The organism is Polaromonas sp. (genome assembly GCF_041689105.1).
In the GTDB taxonomy this organism is placed as follows: Bacteria; Pseudomonadota; Gammaproteobacteria; order Burkholderiales; family Burkholderiaceae_C; genus Polaromonas.
In genome coordinates this window covers 1-15788 of the sequence record NZ_JBDNGU010000096.1, presented here as the reverse complement: position 1 = coordinate 15788, position 15788 = coordinate 1, and the positions used below count along the sequence as shown (strand labels likewise).

Sequence of the window (15788 nt, the reverse complement as noted above, 5' to 3'; positions counted from 1 at the left end):
GCGGGTCCGGCTTCGCCGGCCCGCAGGCGCAGCGCCCCCTCGGGGGGCAGAGAGCTACGCGCAGCGAGCGAACGTGGGGCTCTTGTCTTTTCAAGCAGGGGCCGCGGATCTGGCTCTGCCAGTCCGCAGGCGCAGCGCCCCCTCGGGGGGCAGAGAGTTACACGCAGTGAACGAACGTGGGGGCTCTATTTCTATCGGGGCGCCTTCCTGAACAAATCCCGGTTCTCGTTCCACCAGGGATCGTTCACGCCATCAAGCAGCTTGTCGAGAACAAAGGCTTTCTGGCTGATGAACAGCCCTGCCGAGCAGCGCCGCAAGGTGTGAAAGGCTTCGTTATTGTGCAGAAGCAGCTGGCAGCTCGTGCGCAGCTTTTCAAGATAGTAGGGCGGCCAGACGCCGGTGGTGTTGATGTCCCGCTCGGACAGCCAGTACACAGCGGTGCCAGCCCTGGACAACAGCTGCTCAAACACCAGCGGTGGCAAGCCCTGCTTGAGGTAATAGCTGCGCAGCTGATCGGGCAGCGGGTCATACGCCGGCGGCGCGTCCAGCGGTGCGGGCGGGCCAGGCGGCTTCACGCGGACGGCAGGTTTTTCAATGCCGACTCTCCCGGTCGGCAGCAGGCGCCAGGCGCCGGACAGCCAGACAATGGCGCAGGCGCCGACACAGTCAGAACTTGCCACCATGTGCGGGTAAAGCCCGGCCAGCGTCTCGGCCATCCGCAAGGCTTCGCGCTGGTCGCCGCCAGAAATTTTCAGTTCCACCCGGCCCAGCCCGTGCCAGGCATCGGCGGGCTTGCTGCGCATCCATTGCACCAGCTTGTCTGTATCGCCCGGCATCACCTCGCCGGAAAAGGTCATGCCCCGGGCGCTGCCGGCCAGGGCGCCGCCTGGCGCAGGGCTGTTGGACTGAAAATCCAGCGCGTGCGCGCAGGGACCCAGCAACAGCGCCAGCAGGGCCACCCGCCGGGCGCCGGGTGTGACGGAAAAAAAGGTCGTGAGCCAGCGTTGTATCAGCATGAATCCTGTGGGCCGTCCGCCGGCGAACCGTCGCCTGGTGGTGCTTGTGATGACAGCAGAGACTTTACACGCGCCGCCCGTCGGCTGGTGCGGCAGCAGAAAAAGAGCAGGCAGGGCAAGACGTGGCGACAGGTTTCCCCCCGGTTGTTGTTGCGGGCTATCAGGCGAGACGGCCTGACCGCCATGCGCCGACCCACCTCCTCAGGCGGATGAGGTCCCGTCTTACAAAAGCCTACAAAGCCTTCGGCACCGTTTGAGCGAGAAAGTCGTAAACCGCGCGTATGCGTGGGCTGGTGCGTATCTCGCGGTGCACCGTCAGCCAGATCGGTATCGGCGGCACCTTGATCATCGGCAACACGGCCACCACGTCCTTGTCGGTGGCGGCCAGGTAGTCGGCGATGAAGCCAATGCCCAGACCGGTGCGAACCGCTTGCCAATACGCAATCAGGTCGTCGCAGCGAAACGCAAATGATTCACGGGTAACCGGCAGGCCGAAGCCCGCCATGCCTTTGAGAATCGCTTCATCGCGATCGGTGCCGACCAGATCGTGTTTCAGCAAGTCTTGCGGCTGGCGGGGTGTTCCCCGGCGCCCCAGGTAATCACGGTGCGCATAAGTGCCCAGGGTGACTCTGGCAATGCGTTTGACCACCAAACTGGCCTGATCGGGCTGCACCATGCGCAGCGCAATGTCGGCCTCGCGCCGCAGCAGGTTGCTGACGGCGTTGCTGACCACCAGCTCCACCTGCACGTCCGGCAAGGCCAGCCGCATCTGCGCCAGGAGGGGCGGCAGCAGGTAGCAGGCCACCGGCTGGCTGGCCGTGATGCGCACCGTGCCCGAGATGCCTGCGTCGGCGCCCTGCACACTGTGCGCCAGTTGATTCGCCGCATTGTCCATGGCACGCGCCGACTCGGCCAGCTGCAATGCCGTGGGGGTGGGCAGCAGGCCGCGGCCGGTGCGCTCGAACAGCACAACGCCGAGTTGCGCCTCCAGCTCGGCAATGTGGCGGCCTATCGTCGGCTGGGTGCTACCCAGCGCCCGGGCTGCGCCCAGCAGGCTGCCCCGGTCCAGCGCGGCGAGGAAAGAGCGCACCAGGCGCCAGTCGAAGTTGTTATTCATTTATGAATACCTGATGTGAACAGTTGGGGGATTGTCGATCAGCTTGTGGGCTTTCACAATCACCCCATCAACCCACCTCACAGGAGTAGCTTCATGACCCAAACTTCCACCGTTTTGATCCTCGGCGCGCGCGGGCGCTTTGGCAGCGCCGCAGTGCGCGCCTTTGCCCGTGCAGGCTGGCAGGTGCATGCGCAGATGCGGCCCGGTGCCAGCGCACTGGCCATCGCCGGCGTGACCTGGCTGGCTGCCGAACCGGGCGATACCGCCCTGCTGGCCGCAGCAGCGCGCGATGCCACCGTGGTGATCCAGGGACTGAGCCCGGCCTACACCCACAAAGCCTGGCGCAAGGACATGCCCGGGCTGACGCAAGCCGCCATCGACGTGACACGTGCCCTGGGCGCGACGTTGATGCTGCCAGCCAGTATTTACAACTTTGGCGAGACCATGCCTTCACTGCTGCGTGAGGACACCGCGCAAGCTGCCAGCACCTTCAAGGGGCGCATGCGCATCGCCAGTGAAGCCCAGGTGCGCGCTGCCACGCAGGACGGCCGCATGAAGGCGGTGGTCATACGCGGCGGTGATTTTTTCGGCAGCGGCTCCGGCTCCTGGCTGGACGAGGTAATGATCAAAGCCATCCGGCGCGGCAGCCTGACCTATCCCGGTCCCATGAACGTCCCTACTGCGTGGGCCTATCTGCCCGATATGGCGCGCAGCTTTGTCGAGGTGGCGGGCAGGCGCCACGACTTGCCCGCCTTCGAGACCTTTCACTTCGCCGGCTACAGCCTGACCGGCCAGGACTGGGCCGATGCCTTGAGAGTCATCGCGCTGGGGCGGGGCTGGCTCCCGGCCGGTGGACAGCTGCGCACCACGTCGCTGTCTTGGTTGATGATGCGGGCACTAGGCTTGGTCATGCCGAAAATGGCGGCGCTGTGTGAAATGCGCTACCAGTGGCGCACACCGCACGCGCTCCTCAACACCCGCATGGCTGCGCTCACGGGTCGCGAGCCGCACACCGCCTTCCCGGACGCGTTGCACACGGCGCTGGCCGACCTGGGCCTTTTTTCTTCAACCACTACTGGCGCCGCTTCTGCACCGGCCCTCACAAGGAGCACGTCATGAACCGCAGAAACTTTGTTCGCATCGCTGGTGGCGGCATCGTGCTGGGCGCCACGGTGGGCCTGGCAGGCTGCTCATCGGAGCTTCCGCCCGAAGCGGTAGCCGCCTGGAGCGGCCCGGCAGCCAACACCGCCGACGTTCGTCACTGGATTCTCAGCTACGCGATCCTGGCGCCGCACTCGCACAACCTGCAGTCCTGGCTGGTGGACCTGCGCCAGCCGGGTGAGATCATGCTTTACTGCGACCTGACACGCCTGCTGCCCGAGACCGACCCGTTGTCGCGCCAGATCATGATGAGCCAGGGCACGTTTCTGGAGCTGCTGGACATCGCTGCGCGACAAAAAGGGTTACGCGCCGACATCACCCTGTTCCCGCAGGGCGAGTTTGGCCCGGCCACACTGGACAAGCGGCCAGTCGCCCGCATCGTGTTGGCCGCAGATGCCGGGGTCAAGCCCGACCCGCTGTTTGCGGACATCCTGAACCGGCACACCAACCGCGAGGCCTATGCGCCGCGCGAGCCTGCTGCGGCCGCTCTCCAGGCGATCGCGACCAGCGTCGCGCCGCACCCGGTACGCACCGGTTTTGTCGGCGCGGCCCAGCCCGACGCCCTGCAAAAGCACCGGGCGATCGCCAGCGAGGCATGGCGCATCGAGCTGGTGACGCCGCGCACCGTCATGGAGTCGTTCAATGTGCTGCGGGTCGGCCCGCGCGAGATCGCCGAGCACCGCGACGGCCTGAGCATCAACACGCCCATGGTGCGCGCGCTGACGGCGCTCGGCCTGTTTGACCGCAGCAAGGCGCCAGGGCCCAATGACGCCGCCACCACCGGGCAAATCAAAGACTTCAATGAAAAAATAGCCGCAACACCGGTGTTTTTCTGGATGATCACCGAGGGCAACGACCGCAAGACCCAGGTCAATGCTGGCCGGGCCTACGCGCGCGCGCAGCTCGCGGCCACCGCACAGGGCCTGGCCATGCAGCCGCTGTCGCAGGCCTTGCAGGAGTACCCGGAGCAGGCCAAACCCTATGCCGACATCCATACCCTGCTGCAGGCGCCGCAGCCGCGTGACACGGTACAGATGTGGGCGCGGCTGGGTTATGCACCGCCGGTCGGCCCGTCACCGCGGCGGGGGCTGCAGGCCCACCTCATCACGACGGCGTGAGACGCGCGGCCCTCAGCGTGCGGCGCAGCAAAAACAGCACCACGGCGAAATTGAGCAGGTTCCAGGCGACGCCGTTTAAAAATGCGGCGTTGTAGGAGCCGGTCAGGTCGAACACCTTGCCCGACATCCAGCCGCCCAGCGCCATGCCCAGCATGGTGAACATGATGACGGTGCCGACGCGGGCACCGGCCTGGGCGGCGGGAAAATGCTCGCGCACGATGATCGCGTAGCTCGGCACAATGCCGCCCTGAAACAGGCCGAACATCGCCGAGATCACATACAGCGAGACCATGCCGTCAAACGGAATGAACAGCAGCAGCGCCACGGTTTGCAATGCCGAGCCCAGCAGCAGCGTGCGCAGCCCGCCGATGCGGTCGCAGATGGCGCCAGAAATCAGGCGGCTCACAATGCCGCAGGCCAGCATCAGCGACAGCATTTCAGCGCCGCGCGCCGCGCCAAAACCCAGGTCGCTGCAATAGGCCACGATGTGCACCTGCGGCATTGACATGGCCACGCAGCACGACAGACCGGCCACGCACAGCAGCGCCTGCGCCTGCCGCAGCGACAGGCCAAACGGCCGGTTGCTGGCGGCGACACCGCGCACGCTGACCGGCGCCAAGGCGAGTGCCGGCGGGCGCTGGCGCATCAGCTGGGCCAACCCCAGCATCGCCAGGCTGCAGAACACTGCCAGCCCCCAGTAGGTCTGGCGCCAGCCTACGCTTTCAATAAAGTGCTGGATGATGGGCGGCCAGAGGGCGCCACCCAGGTAGTTGCCGCTGGCGCACACCGCCACGGCAATGCCACGCCGCCGCAGAAACCACAGCGAGGTGTCGGCCAGCAGCGGCGAAAAAGTGGCCGAACTGCCCAGCAGGCCAATCAGCAGGCCGTGGGCCAGCGCAAACATCCAGACGCTGCCTGACAGCGCAGCGGCCGCAAAACCCAGGCCCATGCCCACCGCGCCCATACGCAGCGGCACCGCCACACCAAAACGATCCGCCAGCCGGCCCATCATCATGCCGCCCAGGCCAAACCCGACCATCAGCAGCGTGTAGGGCAAGGCAGCGTCGGCACGCGCCACGCCGAAGTCGGCCTGCACCACTGGCAACACCACCGGCACCACATACATGCCGGCGGCGCCGATGGTCATCAGCGCCAGTGTGACCAGCAGCCGGCGCCACGCCGAGTGCGAGTCGATGAGATCGGCGCTGGCGGCGCTGGAAGGAGCCATGCGACTCTCAGCCCAGCAATTGCACCAGCCGTTGCAGCGCGTGTTGCACGGTGGCTGCGCGTACGGCTGCGCGGTCGCCGCCGAAGCGCTGCATCTCGCTGTTGAGCTGGCCGTCCACCATGAAGCCGAACCAGACCATGCCCACCGGCTTGGCCCGGCTGCCGCCTGTGGGACCGGCCACGCCGGTGACAGCCACGGCGACCTGCGCTGGAGAATGAGCGACAGCGCCTTGCGCCATGGCACGCGCAACCTCCTCGCTGACAGCGCCGTGCGAGGCGATCAGCGCCGCAGCGACGCCCAGCATGCTGGTCTTGGCTTGATTGGAATAGGTGACAAAACCGCGCTCAAACCAGGCGCTGGAGCCGGCCAGGTCGGTGCAGGCAGCGGCGATCAGGCCGCCGGTGCAACTTTCAGCGGTGGCCAGCAGCCAGTTTTTCCTGAGCATCAAATCGGCCGCCCGCCCAACCAGGACGGGCGTTGACAGCTCCTGTTTTGATAGCGATGAAGGGGTCACCAGAACCTCCATGCGGCAATCACCAGCAATGTGCAAAAGGCGGCGGCGATGTCGTCGAGCATGATGCCCAGCCCGCCGCGCCAGCCGAAACCCTTGAAGGTTTTGTCGGCCCAGGCGGTTGGGCCAAACTTCACCGCATCAAAAAAGCGGAACAGCACAAAGGCTGCCAGCTGGCTGCCAAATCCGGAAGGCGTCACCAGCCAGAGGACGAGCCAGAAGGCAATCACCTCGTCCCAGACAATGCAGCCGGGGTCGGCAACACCCATGTTTTTCGCGGTGACGGTGCAGGCCCACCAGCCAAGCAGGGTGGAGGCGGCGATCAGCAGGCCCATCTGCGGCGCCGAGAGCCAGGGCGCCATCGCCACAAAAGCCAGCCAGGCCCAGAGCGTGCCTGCCGTGCCGGGCGCCACCGGGCTCAGGCCCGCGCCGAAGCCCAGCGCGATCAGGTGCGCCGGGTGCGCGAGCATGAATCGGGCCGTGGGCCGTTTCGGCGCTTTGGCAGCCACGACGGGCAAGGCAACAGGTTCATTCATAGGGGTCATGCGGCGTCCACAGGCGAAGGCCTGATTATGTCAAGCCGCGCAGGTGCCGCAAACGCCCACGGTGTCTGGCACTGGCGGCAGGCTCCAATCTCAAGCAAAAATTGCTTGTAGCCCTTATGCAGCAAGCGCGAGCAGCTATTTATTCAGGAGCGATCAAACGCTCCGCCTGGCGCCGGCAGCGCCTGCCGTGACGAATCAGGCGAAGTGATCGAAGGACGCGAACGGGCCAACCACTGGCTGGCCAGCGGCATCGACCAGCCGCAGGCCGGGCGCGTTTTCGATGCTGCCTAGGCGGGTCACCGGCGTTTGGGCCTGCAGCGCCGCTGCCTGCACGGCCGGCCGCGCCGACACCGGGGCGGTGAAAGCCAGTTCGTAGTCGTCGCCGCCCGCCAGCACGCAGCCCAGCCGGGTTTCATGAGAAAAAAGGCCTCTAGCCCTTTCCAGATATGTACCATCAGCTATTAAATTAATAGCAATCGAGGTGTCGATGCGGGCACCCGTGCCGGACGCCTTCAGAATATGCCCCAGGTCACCCAGCAGACCGTCACTGATGTCGATGGCCGACGTGGCGACGCCGCGCAGCGCCATGCCCAGCGCGATACGCGGTGTGGGCTGTTCCAGCCGCAGGCGGGCTGCGGCCATCCATTCAGGGGGCAGGGTGAGTTTGCCGCGCAGCGCTTCCAGTGCCAGGCGGGCATCGCCCAGCGTGCCGCTGACGTAAATATCGTCGCCCGCACGCGCGCCCGAGCGCAGCAGGGCCTGGCCCCTGGGCACCTCACCGAACACCGTGATGCAGATGTTGAGCGGCCCCTGCGTGGTGTCACCGCCCACGAGTTCACAGCCATGCGCATCGGCCAGCGCAAACAGCCCGCGCGAAAACGCCGCCAGCCAGGCTTCGTCGGCGCGCGGCAGCGCCAGCGCCAGCGTGAAGGCCAGCGGCTGCGCGCCGCAGGCGGCGAGGTCGCTGAGGTTGACCGCCAGCGCCTTGTGACCCAGCGCAGAAACATCGACATCGGGAAAAAAGTGCCGCCCTTCGACCAGCATGTCGCTGGAGACAGCCAGTTGCATGCCCTCGGCCGGCTGCAGCAGCGCGCAGTCGTCGCCCACGCCGAGCGCGGCGCGCCGGACGGGGCGGCTGAAATAGCGGGCGATCAGGTCGAACTCGTTCATGGGGGCAGCGTAACGAATGACAGGTGCTGAATCTCAGCCCCGCGCCGCCTGCAGCACATCGCGCGTTTTGATCGCCTCGCGTCGTGCCGCCTCGGCAAAGTCATCGCCCGCCGATGCGTAGATGATGGAGCGGGACGAATTGACGATGATGGGCGCACCCGGCCGCCAGCCAGCCTTGACGGTGGCCACCGCGTCGCCGCCCTGCGCGCCCACACCGGGGATCAGCAGTGGCAGGCTGGGCGCCACCGCGCGCACACGCTCGATCTCCGCCGGGTAGGTGGCGCCGACCACCAGGCCCAACTGGCCGTTGAGGTTCCATGGTCCCTGCGCGAGACGGGCCACGTGTTCGTACAGCAGCGGCTGGCCCTCCACCGATGCCAGGCGCTGGTTCTGCAAGTCGTCGCCGCCGGGGTTGGAGGTGCGGCACAGCAAAAACGCGCCCTTGCCGTGGTGCTGGAGGTAAGGCGCGACCGAGTCAAAACCCATGAAGGGCGAAAGTGTCACTGCATCGGCGCCGTAACGCTCGAAGGCTTCGATGGCGTACTGCTCGGCGGTGCTGCCGATGTCGCCGCGTTTGGCGTCCAGGATGATGGGCACCTGCGGTGCGACGCGGCGCATGTGGTCCATCAGCCGTTCGAGCTGGCCTTCGGCTCGGTGGGCGGCAAAGTAGGCAATTTGCGGCTTGAAGGCAATCGACAAATCGGCCGTGGCGTCGACGATGGCCGCGCAGAAGTCATAGATCTTGCTGGCGTCGCCCTTGTAGCGGGCCGGAAACTTCGCCGGGTCCGGGTCCAGGCCGACACACAGCATCGATTGGTTCTGGCGCTCAGCCGCGCCCAGCATCTCAAGAAAGGTCATGAAGTATTTTATGCCCCCACGGGCGTTCACTTCGAGTAGCTCCCGCACCTTGCAGGCCGCCGCTCGCCAGAGGCGAGGGGGCCGCTGCGCCTGCCAGACCGGGCAATTCAAGTCGTCAACAGCCCTTTGGTATCCATGCGGGCTGACGGCATACCAAATCTGCGACGCTTGATTTGTTCAGTCATAAACACACCTGCGACATTGACGCCGACCATGGGACTGCGTTGGGCTGGTCGGTCGGTGTTCGCACTATGAGCGACTGCAATGCTGCGAAAGCCGACGTTCAGGTTTGACGGCCGAGCTGTCACAGTCGACCAGAAGCGGGCACACGCAGAATCGCTCGATACCGGACATAGCGTGGCCATGCGGGCCTTACACCCACATGAAAGCGTAGCCTTTTCACAGCGCGCGTCCATCCATGTTCGTTGCGGCAAAGACCCAGACAGCGTGCGCGCATAAATTGGACTCGTAGCGTTGCACTGCCTTCGCTAGGCACGATCGGGCTGTCGCTGATTCTCACTGGCGGTCAATAACCTTGCTGCCGCGATAGTGCGGTGCCTGCGTAATTCCAGAAGGAATTTTTATGAACCAGCAAACGCTAGAACTGTAGGCGCCAACGCTGATTTGACCCCAAGCTGCCGATTTCACCTGACCCATGGCGGACCCTCCGTAGTCATTTGCTAGCAATGGTCTATGAGGTGCCAGGATGGGGCAGAGATTTTCGGCAGCCTGGGTCAACTCGGCGTCGGAAGACACAGTAAATTCGGCTGATTTTCCTTTTTTCGGGCGTCGGGCAAATTTAGTCAACATTGCAAGCAACCGCCTACATGGATGCAATGCCGTGCTCAGCCAACCCTGCGCAATGCAAGCACCGCGTTAGTGCCACCGAACGCAAACGAATGAGACAGCAGCGTTTGTCCTGCAGCGCCAGGGCGCGCCGCGTTGGCCACATAGTCCAGATTACATTCGGGGTCTGGCTCGTGCAGATGCATGGTGGGCAAGGCTACGTTGTGCCGAAGTGCCAGCAACGACAGTACGCACTCCAAGGCACCCGCTGCGCCCAGCAGGTGGCCGTGCACGGCCTTGGTTGCACTGATCGGGATTTGATGCGCACGCTCGCCAAATACGAGCTTGATGGCCGCGGTCTCCACGCTGTCGTTGGCATGGGTGCCGGTGCCGTGGGAATTGATGGAGTCCACATCCTGCACACACAGCCCCGCAGAAGTTAGCGCAGAGCGGATGGCTGCAGCCTGGCCATCCCCGCTGGGGCGGGTAATGTGGCCCGCATCGGTAGTCAGCCCATAGCCGATTATTTCGCCATATATCGCCGCACCACGGGCCTGGGCGCGATCCCAAGGCTCCAACACGACCAACGCCGCGCCCTCACCCAGCACCATGCCGCTTCGGTTTCTGGAGAACGGCTTGCACGATGCGGCAGGGTCAGCCGCATCAACGCACGCCAGTGTATGCATGGCCTCCCAGGCTTTCAGCGAACCTAAGGAAAGGGGCGCTTCTGAGCCCCCCGCGATAGCCACATCCAGCGCACCACACGCCAAACGCAGCCAGGCTTCTCCTATGGCTACGCTAGAGGATGAGCAGGCCGTGGAATAGGTCAGGGTAGGGCCGCTCAATTGGTGCTCTATGGCGATCCAGGCCGCCGCTGCGTTGTGCATGCCCTGCAGGATCAGCATTGGCTTGATGCGATCGGACTGCTGACCATACAAGGTCTGGTAGCCGTCATCCATCGACAAGGTGCCGCCCATACCGGTACCCAGAAAAACCCCGGTGCGCTCACGTTCCAGTTCGGTCAGTTCGCACTGTGCGTCAATGAAGGCGCGACGGGCCGCCACCACCGCAAACTGGCTCACACGGTCCAGCAGGCGCGCTTGTGGTGGCTCGAAGTGCTCTGCGCCATCGAACTCAACTGTGGCCGCCAGTGGTGCAGTCAACCGGTGCGCGCCAGCAATGTCAAGCCGGTGGATACCGGAGCGGCCAGCACGCGCGGCCTCGAACACGTCGTGGGGACCGTGCCCTAGTGGGGATACCACGCCGATGCCGGTAACGGCAACGCGCCTCATGTCGCCTGACCGGGGCTCAAGGGTAGCATCTCTGGTGGTGCTGATGGTGCTGGTAAAGCTTGAGCGCTGTCGCGCGCCATGATCAGATCATCAATGAAACCCACGACCTCACCCAAGGTCGTCAGGGTCACTGCCACATCCGGCACAGACAATTTGAACGCATCCTCGATATGGAATACCAAGTCAGCCATTCCCAGCGAATCGAGCCCCAAGTCTTCAAGCCGGGCGTCCGGGGTGAGCTGGTTGGGGTCCAGTTTGAAATCCTTCACCAGCATGGCACGGATACGGTCTATGGTTGTCATAGCTTTTTCTCCAAAGAGTGGTTTCAATTTCTGTCGCGTAGTTCACCTTGCCGGCCCAGGTTGCGCCGCGTGTCAGGAGCGAGGGCCACCGTTCGAGAAGTGCCAGCAAGGCGGCCGACGTACCAGGTCGCATGGCAAGGTGGGCAAAAGTTGCCGCCAGTCGCATGCGTGGCAAAAACTGACGCCGCCATTCGGCCGCATAGCTTGAGCGCGCCTCGCTTTGCCATGCCGCAGCGTCAGGCACCGGATTGGAAGGGCGCGCCTGAGCCAGTCTGGAGCACAGCAACCAGGCGGACTGCAGCGCCATGCTAATGCCTTCGCCAATGATGGGGTGTACTTCTCCAGCAGCGTTGCCGATGCGAAAGACCACTTCATCGCTTCGCAAGCGCACACCCGGTGCTATTGGGCCTGACGCCATCCAAGCGCCCTCACGCACGGCCTCCTGCAAGGCGTCACACACGCCCTTGCATTCCCGCACCAACATGTCTTGAACCACTTCCCCGGCCGGTTTGCCGGGCGCGGCGCGGCGCAGCGCTTCCAGCCGGTCTGCGCGAATGCAGCAGGCCACGGTGAAAAGGCCGTGGTCTCCAAGCACCATGCCGCCATATCCGCCTGGAAACATCAGCACCGGCAACAATCCGGCGCGCAAGGACGCACCACGAAAATTGGCCTTGAACGCCAGCAGATCGCTGCCACTGCGTGCCAGGCGCTGCACCGCACGGTCGGCCGGTAGTGGCTCCCACGAACCGTGGGCAAGGATCACCATTTGCGCATGAAGGACGATCAGTTTTTCGGACACGGTGTCGCGCACCGTGCACTGGTGCGACCCGGCCAAGCCATTGATCTTTTGCACCGCCCAGGGTTGCAGTACGGTTACGCCAACGGCGCGGGCACGTTCGAGGAGCAGCGTATCCAGAACTTCCCGAGCTAATGCCCGTCCCCAGGGATGCTGCGCCTCGGGGGCGCTCGGCAGATCGGCCACAACACTGCGCGCGCCGCGCATGACGGCTGTTTGACTAAGCTCAGGCCCCGCTTGCGCCAAAAATTCCGGCCCGATTCCCAAGGCTTCCAAAAGTGGAAAGTTGCTCGCAGCCACGCATTCGCCGCACACCTTGCGGCGCGGAAAGACCTGCTTTTCAATCAATGCGACCGACCAACCCGCTGTGGCTAGCCAAATCGCGGCACTCGCACCAGCGGACCCTGCACCAACGATGACGGCATCGAAGCGATTTTTCATGCGCGTACCGCGCAAAAGCAGTGGCTAAACAGTCCGGCCGAATATTCCTTGTGCGTCCATTCACGGCTCTTGTCCGGCCACAACGAACCCAACTCCTGCAGCCGAAAGCCTGCATGCACACTCAGCACTGCATCTTGACGCGTGACCGCATTGGCCCCAACAAACCCAACCAGATGGCTGCCTGCCAAAGCCAGCCAGGCACGGTGAGGTTCGCAGGCAAAGAAGCAGTCGGTGCGGGCTGCTATTGCGGTGAGCAAGCCAGTGAGTTGCGGCCCCTCAAAATGGTGCAGAAACAGGTTAGCCACAATCAGATCCCAGCGACCTTTGGCGGGCGTGGGTACAACCAATGGATTGGGCTTGGCCCAATCGATGACATTGATCACCTCAGCGTGGGCATCCCAGCGGGCATTGGCATAACGCTTCACCGTAGCGGGCTCCAGCAAGTTGAGCTGGTCCAAAAGTGTCAGGGAGACAGCAGGCCATTCGCTCTGGAGGGCACGCGCGACCCCCAACATCAGGCTACCGTCGCCAGCGCCAATCTCCAGCACGTTAAGTGGCGAAGACGATTGGGAGCCGGTTCGCCCGAGAGGCATTTTGCGCAATGCGTCGAGCAGGATCCTTTGGGTTCCCATAGCCCGGTGCAGGCGTTGCAGGTCTTTGCGTGAGCGCTGGGCGCGCGGGTCATGTGGGCCCAAACCGTCCAGAATTTCAGGTAGCACGGTTCGAACCATTGCCATCACCGAACCTGCAGCAATGCGCCATGGCAGCTAAAGCCAGCACCAAAGGACGACAGCCACCACCAGCCACCCGGAGCACTGTCTGCCAATGCGGCCTCCAGCACAAAATAGACAAATGCGCTGGAGAGATTGCCGTATTCCCGCAGCATGGCGGCGCTGTACCGCAGGTCTGAGCCTTGCAGCGCAAAGTGGCGCTCCACCGACTTCAACACGTCACGACCACCCGCATGCAGGATCCACGTGTTGATGTCCTGTGGCTTCAGACCGGCACGCTGCAGCACCGTGTGCAGCACGCGCAGGGCATGCTCTGCCGCGAGCTCAGGCACTGCGCGGCTAAGAACATTGCGCAGCATGCCTTGGCGTGTTTCGAACTTGAGGGCATCACGATGCGACGGGTCCATGCTCGAGCTGCTGTCCATCCATTCGATGTGCCGGGTTTTCGCACCGGGTGTGCGCGACAGCACAGCAGCGCCGGCACCGTCACCGAACAGACAGGCGCTAATGAGGACACCGGGGTCATTGTCCAGGTACATCGCCGCGCTGCTGACCTCGACGCATATCGACAAGACGTGTGCACAAGAACCTGATGCCAATAGGGCTCGACCCAGTTGCATATTGGGAAGAGCCGCAGCACAACCCTGCCCGACTAGATCGTAGGCCTGAACATCGGCACGCAAGCCCAAACCTTCAACCATATAGCCAGACAATCCCGGGCACAGATAGCCAGTACAGGTGCTCACCACCACGGCGTCGATCTCTTCTGCAGTAACGCCGGAAGCTGTTAGTGCACAGGCTCCCGCGTCGATGGCTAACTTGGGGGCATGGGTGAGGAAACGCAGCGCCAAGGTATCTGGATCAATGTGAAAAACTTCGTCCAATGCATCTACAGCCAGACGCCTCGCGTCGATGCCGTTGTCACGTTGAAGAACGGTGCGGGCGATAAGGTGTGAGCGCGCGTCCAGCCGACCAAACCAATCAGACTGTTCGAACGCCAGCAGGCATTCGGTCTTGGTGTATCGCGTCGTAGGGGTAGCAGTCCCAATTCCGAGAATGAACATGCTGCCAACCGCAGTCATCGCGCCTGTCCTTTCTCGGTTCGCGTTGTGAATATATCGGAGGGCACGCAGTGGATTATTTTCATAGGCCTAGCTTAAATCTGCATTGGCATTTCATCCGTGCGTTGGCGTACACAACTGCATTACCGAAGAAAACGTCAGCTTGCTGCGATAGCCGACTTTCAACAGGTCAGGCTCAATTACAGGAATGGCCATCACCTGATGTTCGCAGCGGGCAGCTTTACGGTCATTCATCTTCTCCTGATCTTCCGGGCGCTGTGCTGTCAACGATGTGCAGCGGCTAGGCCCGGCTGCTCAAACGGGTCTTCGAGATGGACTCCGCGCCGCACCCCTTCCCGCCCCCCTTGCCCTGTGATCCGTAGAAATAAGGTCTGTCGATTCATGTAACAGCGCCGGGTCGGCACTCCACCAAGGGCAGCTCCTCTCTTTGCCGACCAACGCCTAGTTTCCATGCTCGTCCTCGCGGTAGATTTCTTGGCAAGAGGTGCCGACGGACCGAAGTTGGCCTCAGTGCCGACCGAATGTAGCTGAGAAACCACTTTTACAGCCGGCACCAACGTATCCTACAGCTTCTTTGGTGTAGGCGCAGACGCCGATTTGACATGGCTGCCGATTTTGGCTGCCTCATGCTGAACCCTCTGAAACCCTGCACCAGCAACGGTTAGCACGTTGCCTGGGTGGAGCAATGATTTTCGGCAGCGTGGGTCAAGTCGATGTCGGCAGCGACACCACTAGACGCCCTGGGTCGCGGCAGACCCTATTAAGAACCCGACAGACCTAAACAAAGGCGCAAGCGGTCTAAGGTCCGCTCCTGCCCAGGAAAATTTGTAACAAGTCCGTTGTGCGTCGAAGCATCCGACAACATCTATTCCCACGGATCAAAACTGATCGTAAAAATAAAAGCTGTAAGATTTTTCCGTAGAGAGGGTAAATTTTAAAGAACTGTAAAAACTGCTAGATTTGCCGATGTTGAACGGTTTAATAAAAATAAAAACTGTAAAACTCAAACTTGCAGGTCGCAGAAGCAGTTACCTGATACGCGCTTTGTTGATCTCTGTGGTTGATTCAACACCTCAATTCGATTGCAGCTTGTCGCGCCGAACTACCGATTTGCTGCGATAGCGGAACTAGCTCAATTGCGAAAGCAGTCGTTCAATCTGATGCGGTCGAATAAGGTTTAACGCCGGAATTAAGCCGACCCGCAACGAGCGAACCGGGAAGTGGACGGAACAAAACCGACAACACACTTCAAAGATGCGACGAAGCGGGTTCGGCTTGAATGAATTGTTGGGTGGCAGCAGCTAGCTTGTACCGCATGGTTGCAGAGCTATTGCCACGATGAGACAGCTTGATGGTGTAACCGGCAGAGGCAATTGCCGCGTCTGGCCAACGCGTCATTAGGAGCTGACAGAAGCTGGTGAAAGTTGCACCCCAATCACTGACTGTTACAGCTATTCCGTGTCTCTGAGAGGAAATGCACAGCGCATCAAAAAGCTCTGATGGGCGGAACTCAAGTGATGGTGGAATAGAGCCGTCTAGAACCGCGCAATGAGCACGATAAAGCAACTTCTTTTCTGTAAATTTCCGAAATTTAGTTTTGGGTGTTGTTGATTTGCAGTGCTCAGGATTTCATG

16 protein-coding genes are annotated in these 15788 nt (G+C 62.6%); 2 read left to right on the top strand and 14 right to left on the bottom strand.

All coding sequences use genetic code 11. From position 1 onward, the window contains the following. Positions 1-191: 191 nt before the first annotated feature. Together ACESMT_RS09945 and ACESMT_RS09940 are read right to left on the bottom strand one after the other, a co-directional pair. A complete protein-coding gene (locus ACESMT_RS09945) occupies positions 192-1016 on the bottom strand; it encodes a hypothetical protein (protein ID WP_372826421.1) in 825 nt (274 codons plus the stop codon). Between the two features lie 232 nt (positions 1017-1248). Further along, a complete protein-coding gene (locus ACESMT_RS09940) occupies positions 1249-2133 on the bottom strand; it encodes a LysR family transcriptional regulator (RefSeq protein WP_372826420.1) in 885 nt (294 codons plus the stop codon). Positions 2134-2226: 93 nt separating this feature from the next. Between ACESMT_RS09940 and ACESMT_RS09935 the strand changes: the two genes are divergently transcribed. Both ACESMT_RS09935 and ACESMT_RS09930 read left to right on the top strand, forming a co-directional pair. Continuing rightward, positions 2227-3252, top strand: coding sequence for an NAD-dependent epimerase/dehydratase family protein (locus ACESMT_RS09935; protein ID WP_372826419.1), 1026 nt, complete (start codon positions 2227-2229; stop codon positions 3250-3252). Next, positions 3249-4412, top strand: coding sequence for a twin-arginine translocation pathway signal protein (locus ACESMT_RS09930; RefSeq protein WP_372826418.1), 1164 nt, complete (start codon positions 3249-3251; stop codon positions 4410-4412). Before ACESMT_RS09935 ends, ACESMT_RS09930 begins: the two co-directional genes overlap by 4 nt. Here ACESMT_RS09930 and ACESMT_RS09925 read toward each other — a convergent pair. From ACESMT_RS09925 to ACESMT_RS09870, 12 genes are all read right to left on the bottom strand, one after another. Beyond that, positions 4399-5640, bottom strand: a complete 1242-nt coding sequence (locus tag ACESMT_RS09925) for an MFS transporter (protein ID WP_372826417.1) — start codon at positions 5638-5640, stop codon at positions 4399-4401. The genes ACESMT_RS09930 and ACESMT_RS09925 overlap by 14 nt on opposite strands. Positions 5641-5647: 7 nt before the next feature. Further along, complete coding sequence (locus ACESMT_RS09920; RefSeq protein ID WP_372826422.1) at positions 5648-6085, bottom strand: CinA family protein; 438 nt, start codon at positions 6083-6085, stop codon at positions 5648-5650. A gap of 65 nt (positions 6086-6150) precedes the next feature. Further along, complete coding sequence (locus ACESMT_RS09915) at positions 6151-6687, bottom strand: phosphatidylglycerophosphatase A (RefSeq protein WP_372826416.1); 537 nt, start codon at positions 6685-6687, stop codon at positions 6151-6153. Between the two features lie 204 nt (positions 6688-6891). After that, the gene (gene thiL / locus ACESMT_RS09910) at positions 6892-7866 is read right to left on the bottom strand and encodes a thiamine-phosphate kinase (protein ID WP_372826414.1); all 975 of its coding nucleotides are present in this window, start codon (positions 7864-7866) and stop codon (positions 6892-6894) included. Between the two features lie 33 nt (positions 7867-7899). Then, positions 7900-8724 (bottom strand): orotidine-5'-phosphate decarboxylase, encoded by an 825-nt coding sequence (gene pyrF, locus ACESMT_RS09905; protein WP_372826413.1) that lies wholly within the window; start codon positions 8722-8724, stop codon positions 7900-7902. A 516-nt stretch (positions 8725-9240) separates the two neighbouring features. Continuing rightward, a complete protein-coding gene (locus tag ACESMT_RS09900; RefSeq protein WP_372826412.1) occupies positions 9241-9534 on the bottom strand; it encodes a hypothetical protein in 294 nt (97 codons plus the stop codon). A gap of 35 nt (positions 9535-9569) precedes the next feature. Further along, positions 9570-10802, bottom strand: coding sequence for a beta-ketoacyl synthase (locus ACESMT_RS09895; RefSeq protein ID WP_372826411.1), 1233 nt, complete (start codon positions 10800-10802; stop codon positions 9570-9572). Continuing rightward, positions 10799-11077 carry a phosphopantetheine-binding protein gene (locus tag ACESMT_RS09890; RefSeq protein ID WP_372826410.1) on the bottom strand — a complete coding sequence of 93 codons (279 nt, stop codon included), beginning with the start codon at positions 11075-11077 and terminating at the stop codon, positions 10799-10801. Before ACESMT_RS09890 ends, ACESMT_RS09895 begins: the two co-directional genes overlap by 4 nt. After that, complete coding sequence (locus tag ACESMT_RS09885; protein WP_372826409.1) at positions 11019-12341, bottom strand: NAD(P)/FAD-dependent oxidoreductase; 1323 nt, start codon at positions 12339-12341, stop codon at positions 11019-11021. The genes ACESMT_RS09890 and ACESMT_RS09885 overlap by 59 nt, the downstream gene beginning before the upstream one ends. Beyond that, entirely contained in the window at positions 12338-13078 is a 741-nt protein-coding gene (locus ACESMT_RS09880; protein WP_372826408.1) for a hypothetical protein, read from the bottom strand. Before ACESMT_RS09880 ends, ACESMT_RS09885 begins: the two co-directional genes overlap by 4 nt. Continuing rightward, positions 13078-14154 carry a type III polyketide synthase gene (locus ACESMT_RS09875; protein ID WP_372826407.1) on the bottom strand — a complete coding sequence of 359 codons (1077 nt, stop codon included), beginning with the start codon at positions 14152-14154 and terminating at the stop codon, positions 13078-13080. The genes ACESMT_RS09880 and ACESMT_RS09875 overlap by 1 nt, the downstream gene beginning before the upstream one ends. Before the next feature lie 93 nt (positions 14155-14247). Continuing rightward, positions 14248-14388, bottom strand: coding sequence for a hypothetical protein (locus tag ACESMT_RS09870; protein ID WP_372826406.1), 141 nt, complete (start codon positions 14386-14388; stop codon positions 14248-14250). Positions 14389-15788: the final 1400 nt, after the last annotated feature.

Excerpts from the sequence above, each read along its gene's own strand:
- ACESMT_RS09925 (WP_372826417.1), bottom strand. The coding sequence starts at position 5,640 with ATGGCTCCTTCCAGCGCCGCCAGCGCCGATCTCATCGACTCGCACTCG.
- pyrF (WP_372826413.1), bottom strand. The coding sequence starts at position 8,724 with ATGACCTTTCTTGAGATGCTGGGCGCGGCTGAGCGCCAGAACCAATCG.
- ACESMT_RS09895 (WP_372826411.1), bottom strand. The coding sequence starts at position 10,802 with ATGAGGCGCGTTGCCGTTACCGGCATCGGCGTGGTATCCCCACTAGGG.
- ACESMT_RS09930 (WP_372826418.1), top strand. The coding sequence starts at position 3,249 with ATGAACCGCAGAAACTTTGTTCGCATCGCTGGTGGCGGCATCGTGCTG.
- ACESMT_RS09945 (WP_372826421.1), bottom strand. The coding sequence starts at position 1,016 with ATGCTGATACAACGCTGGCTCACGACCTTTTTTTCCGTCACACCCGGC.
- ACESMT_RS09885 (WP_372826409.1), bottom strand. The coding sequence starts at position 12,341 with ATGAAAAATCGCTTCGATGCCGTCATCGTTGGTGCAGGGTCCGCTGGT.
- ACESMT_RS09875 (WP_372826407.1), bottom strand. The coding sequence starts at position 14,154 with ATGACTGCGGTTGGCAGCATGTTCATTCTCGGAATTGGGACTGCTACC.
- ACESMT_RS09915 (WP_372826416.1), bottom strand. The coding sequence starts at position 6,687 with ATGAATGAACCTGTTGCCTTGCCCGTCGTGGCTGCCAAAGCGCCGAAA.
- ACESMT_RS09890 (WP_372826410.1), bottom strand. The coding sequence starts at position 11,077 with ATGCTGGTGAAGGATTTCAAACTGGACCCCAACCAGCTCACCCCGGAC.
- ACESMT_RS09940 (WP_372826420.1), bottom strand. The coding sequence starts at position 2,133 with ATGAATAACAACTTCGACTGGCGCCTGGTGCGCTCTTTCCTCGCCGCG.
- ACESMT_RS09870 (WP_372826406.1), bottom strand. The coding sequence starts at position 14,388 with ATGAATGACCGTAAAGCTGCCCGCTGCGAACATCAGGTGATGGCCATT.
- ACESMT_RS09935 (WP_372826419.1), top strand. The coding sequence starts at position 2,227 with ATGACCCAAACTTCCACCGTTTTGATCCTCGGCGCGCGCGGGCGCTTT.
- thiL (WP_372826414.1), bottom strand. The coding sequence starts at position 7,866 with ATGAACGAGTTCGACCTGATCGCCCGCTATTTCAGCCGCCCCGTCCGG.
- ACESMT_RS09880 (WP_372826408.1), bottom strand. The coding sequence starts at position 13,078 with ATGGCAATGGTTCGAACCGTGCTACCTGAAATTCTGGACGGTTTGGGC.
- ACESMT_RS09900 (WP_372826412.1), bottom strand. The coding sequence starts at position 9,534 with ATGTTGACTAAATTTGCCCGACGCCCGAAAAAAGGAAAATCAGCCGAA.
- ACESMT_RS09920 (WP_372826422.1), bottom strand. The coding sequence starts at position 6,085 with ATGCTCAGGAAAAACTGGCTGCTGGCCACCGCTGAAAGTTGCACCGGC.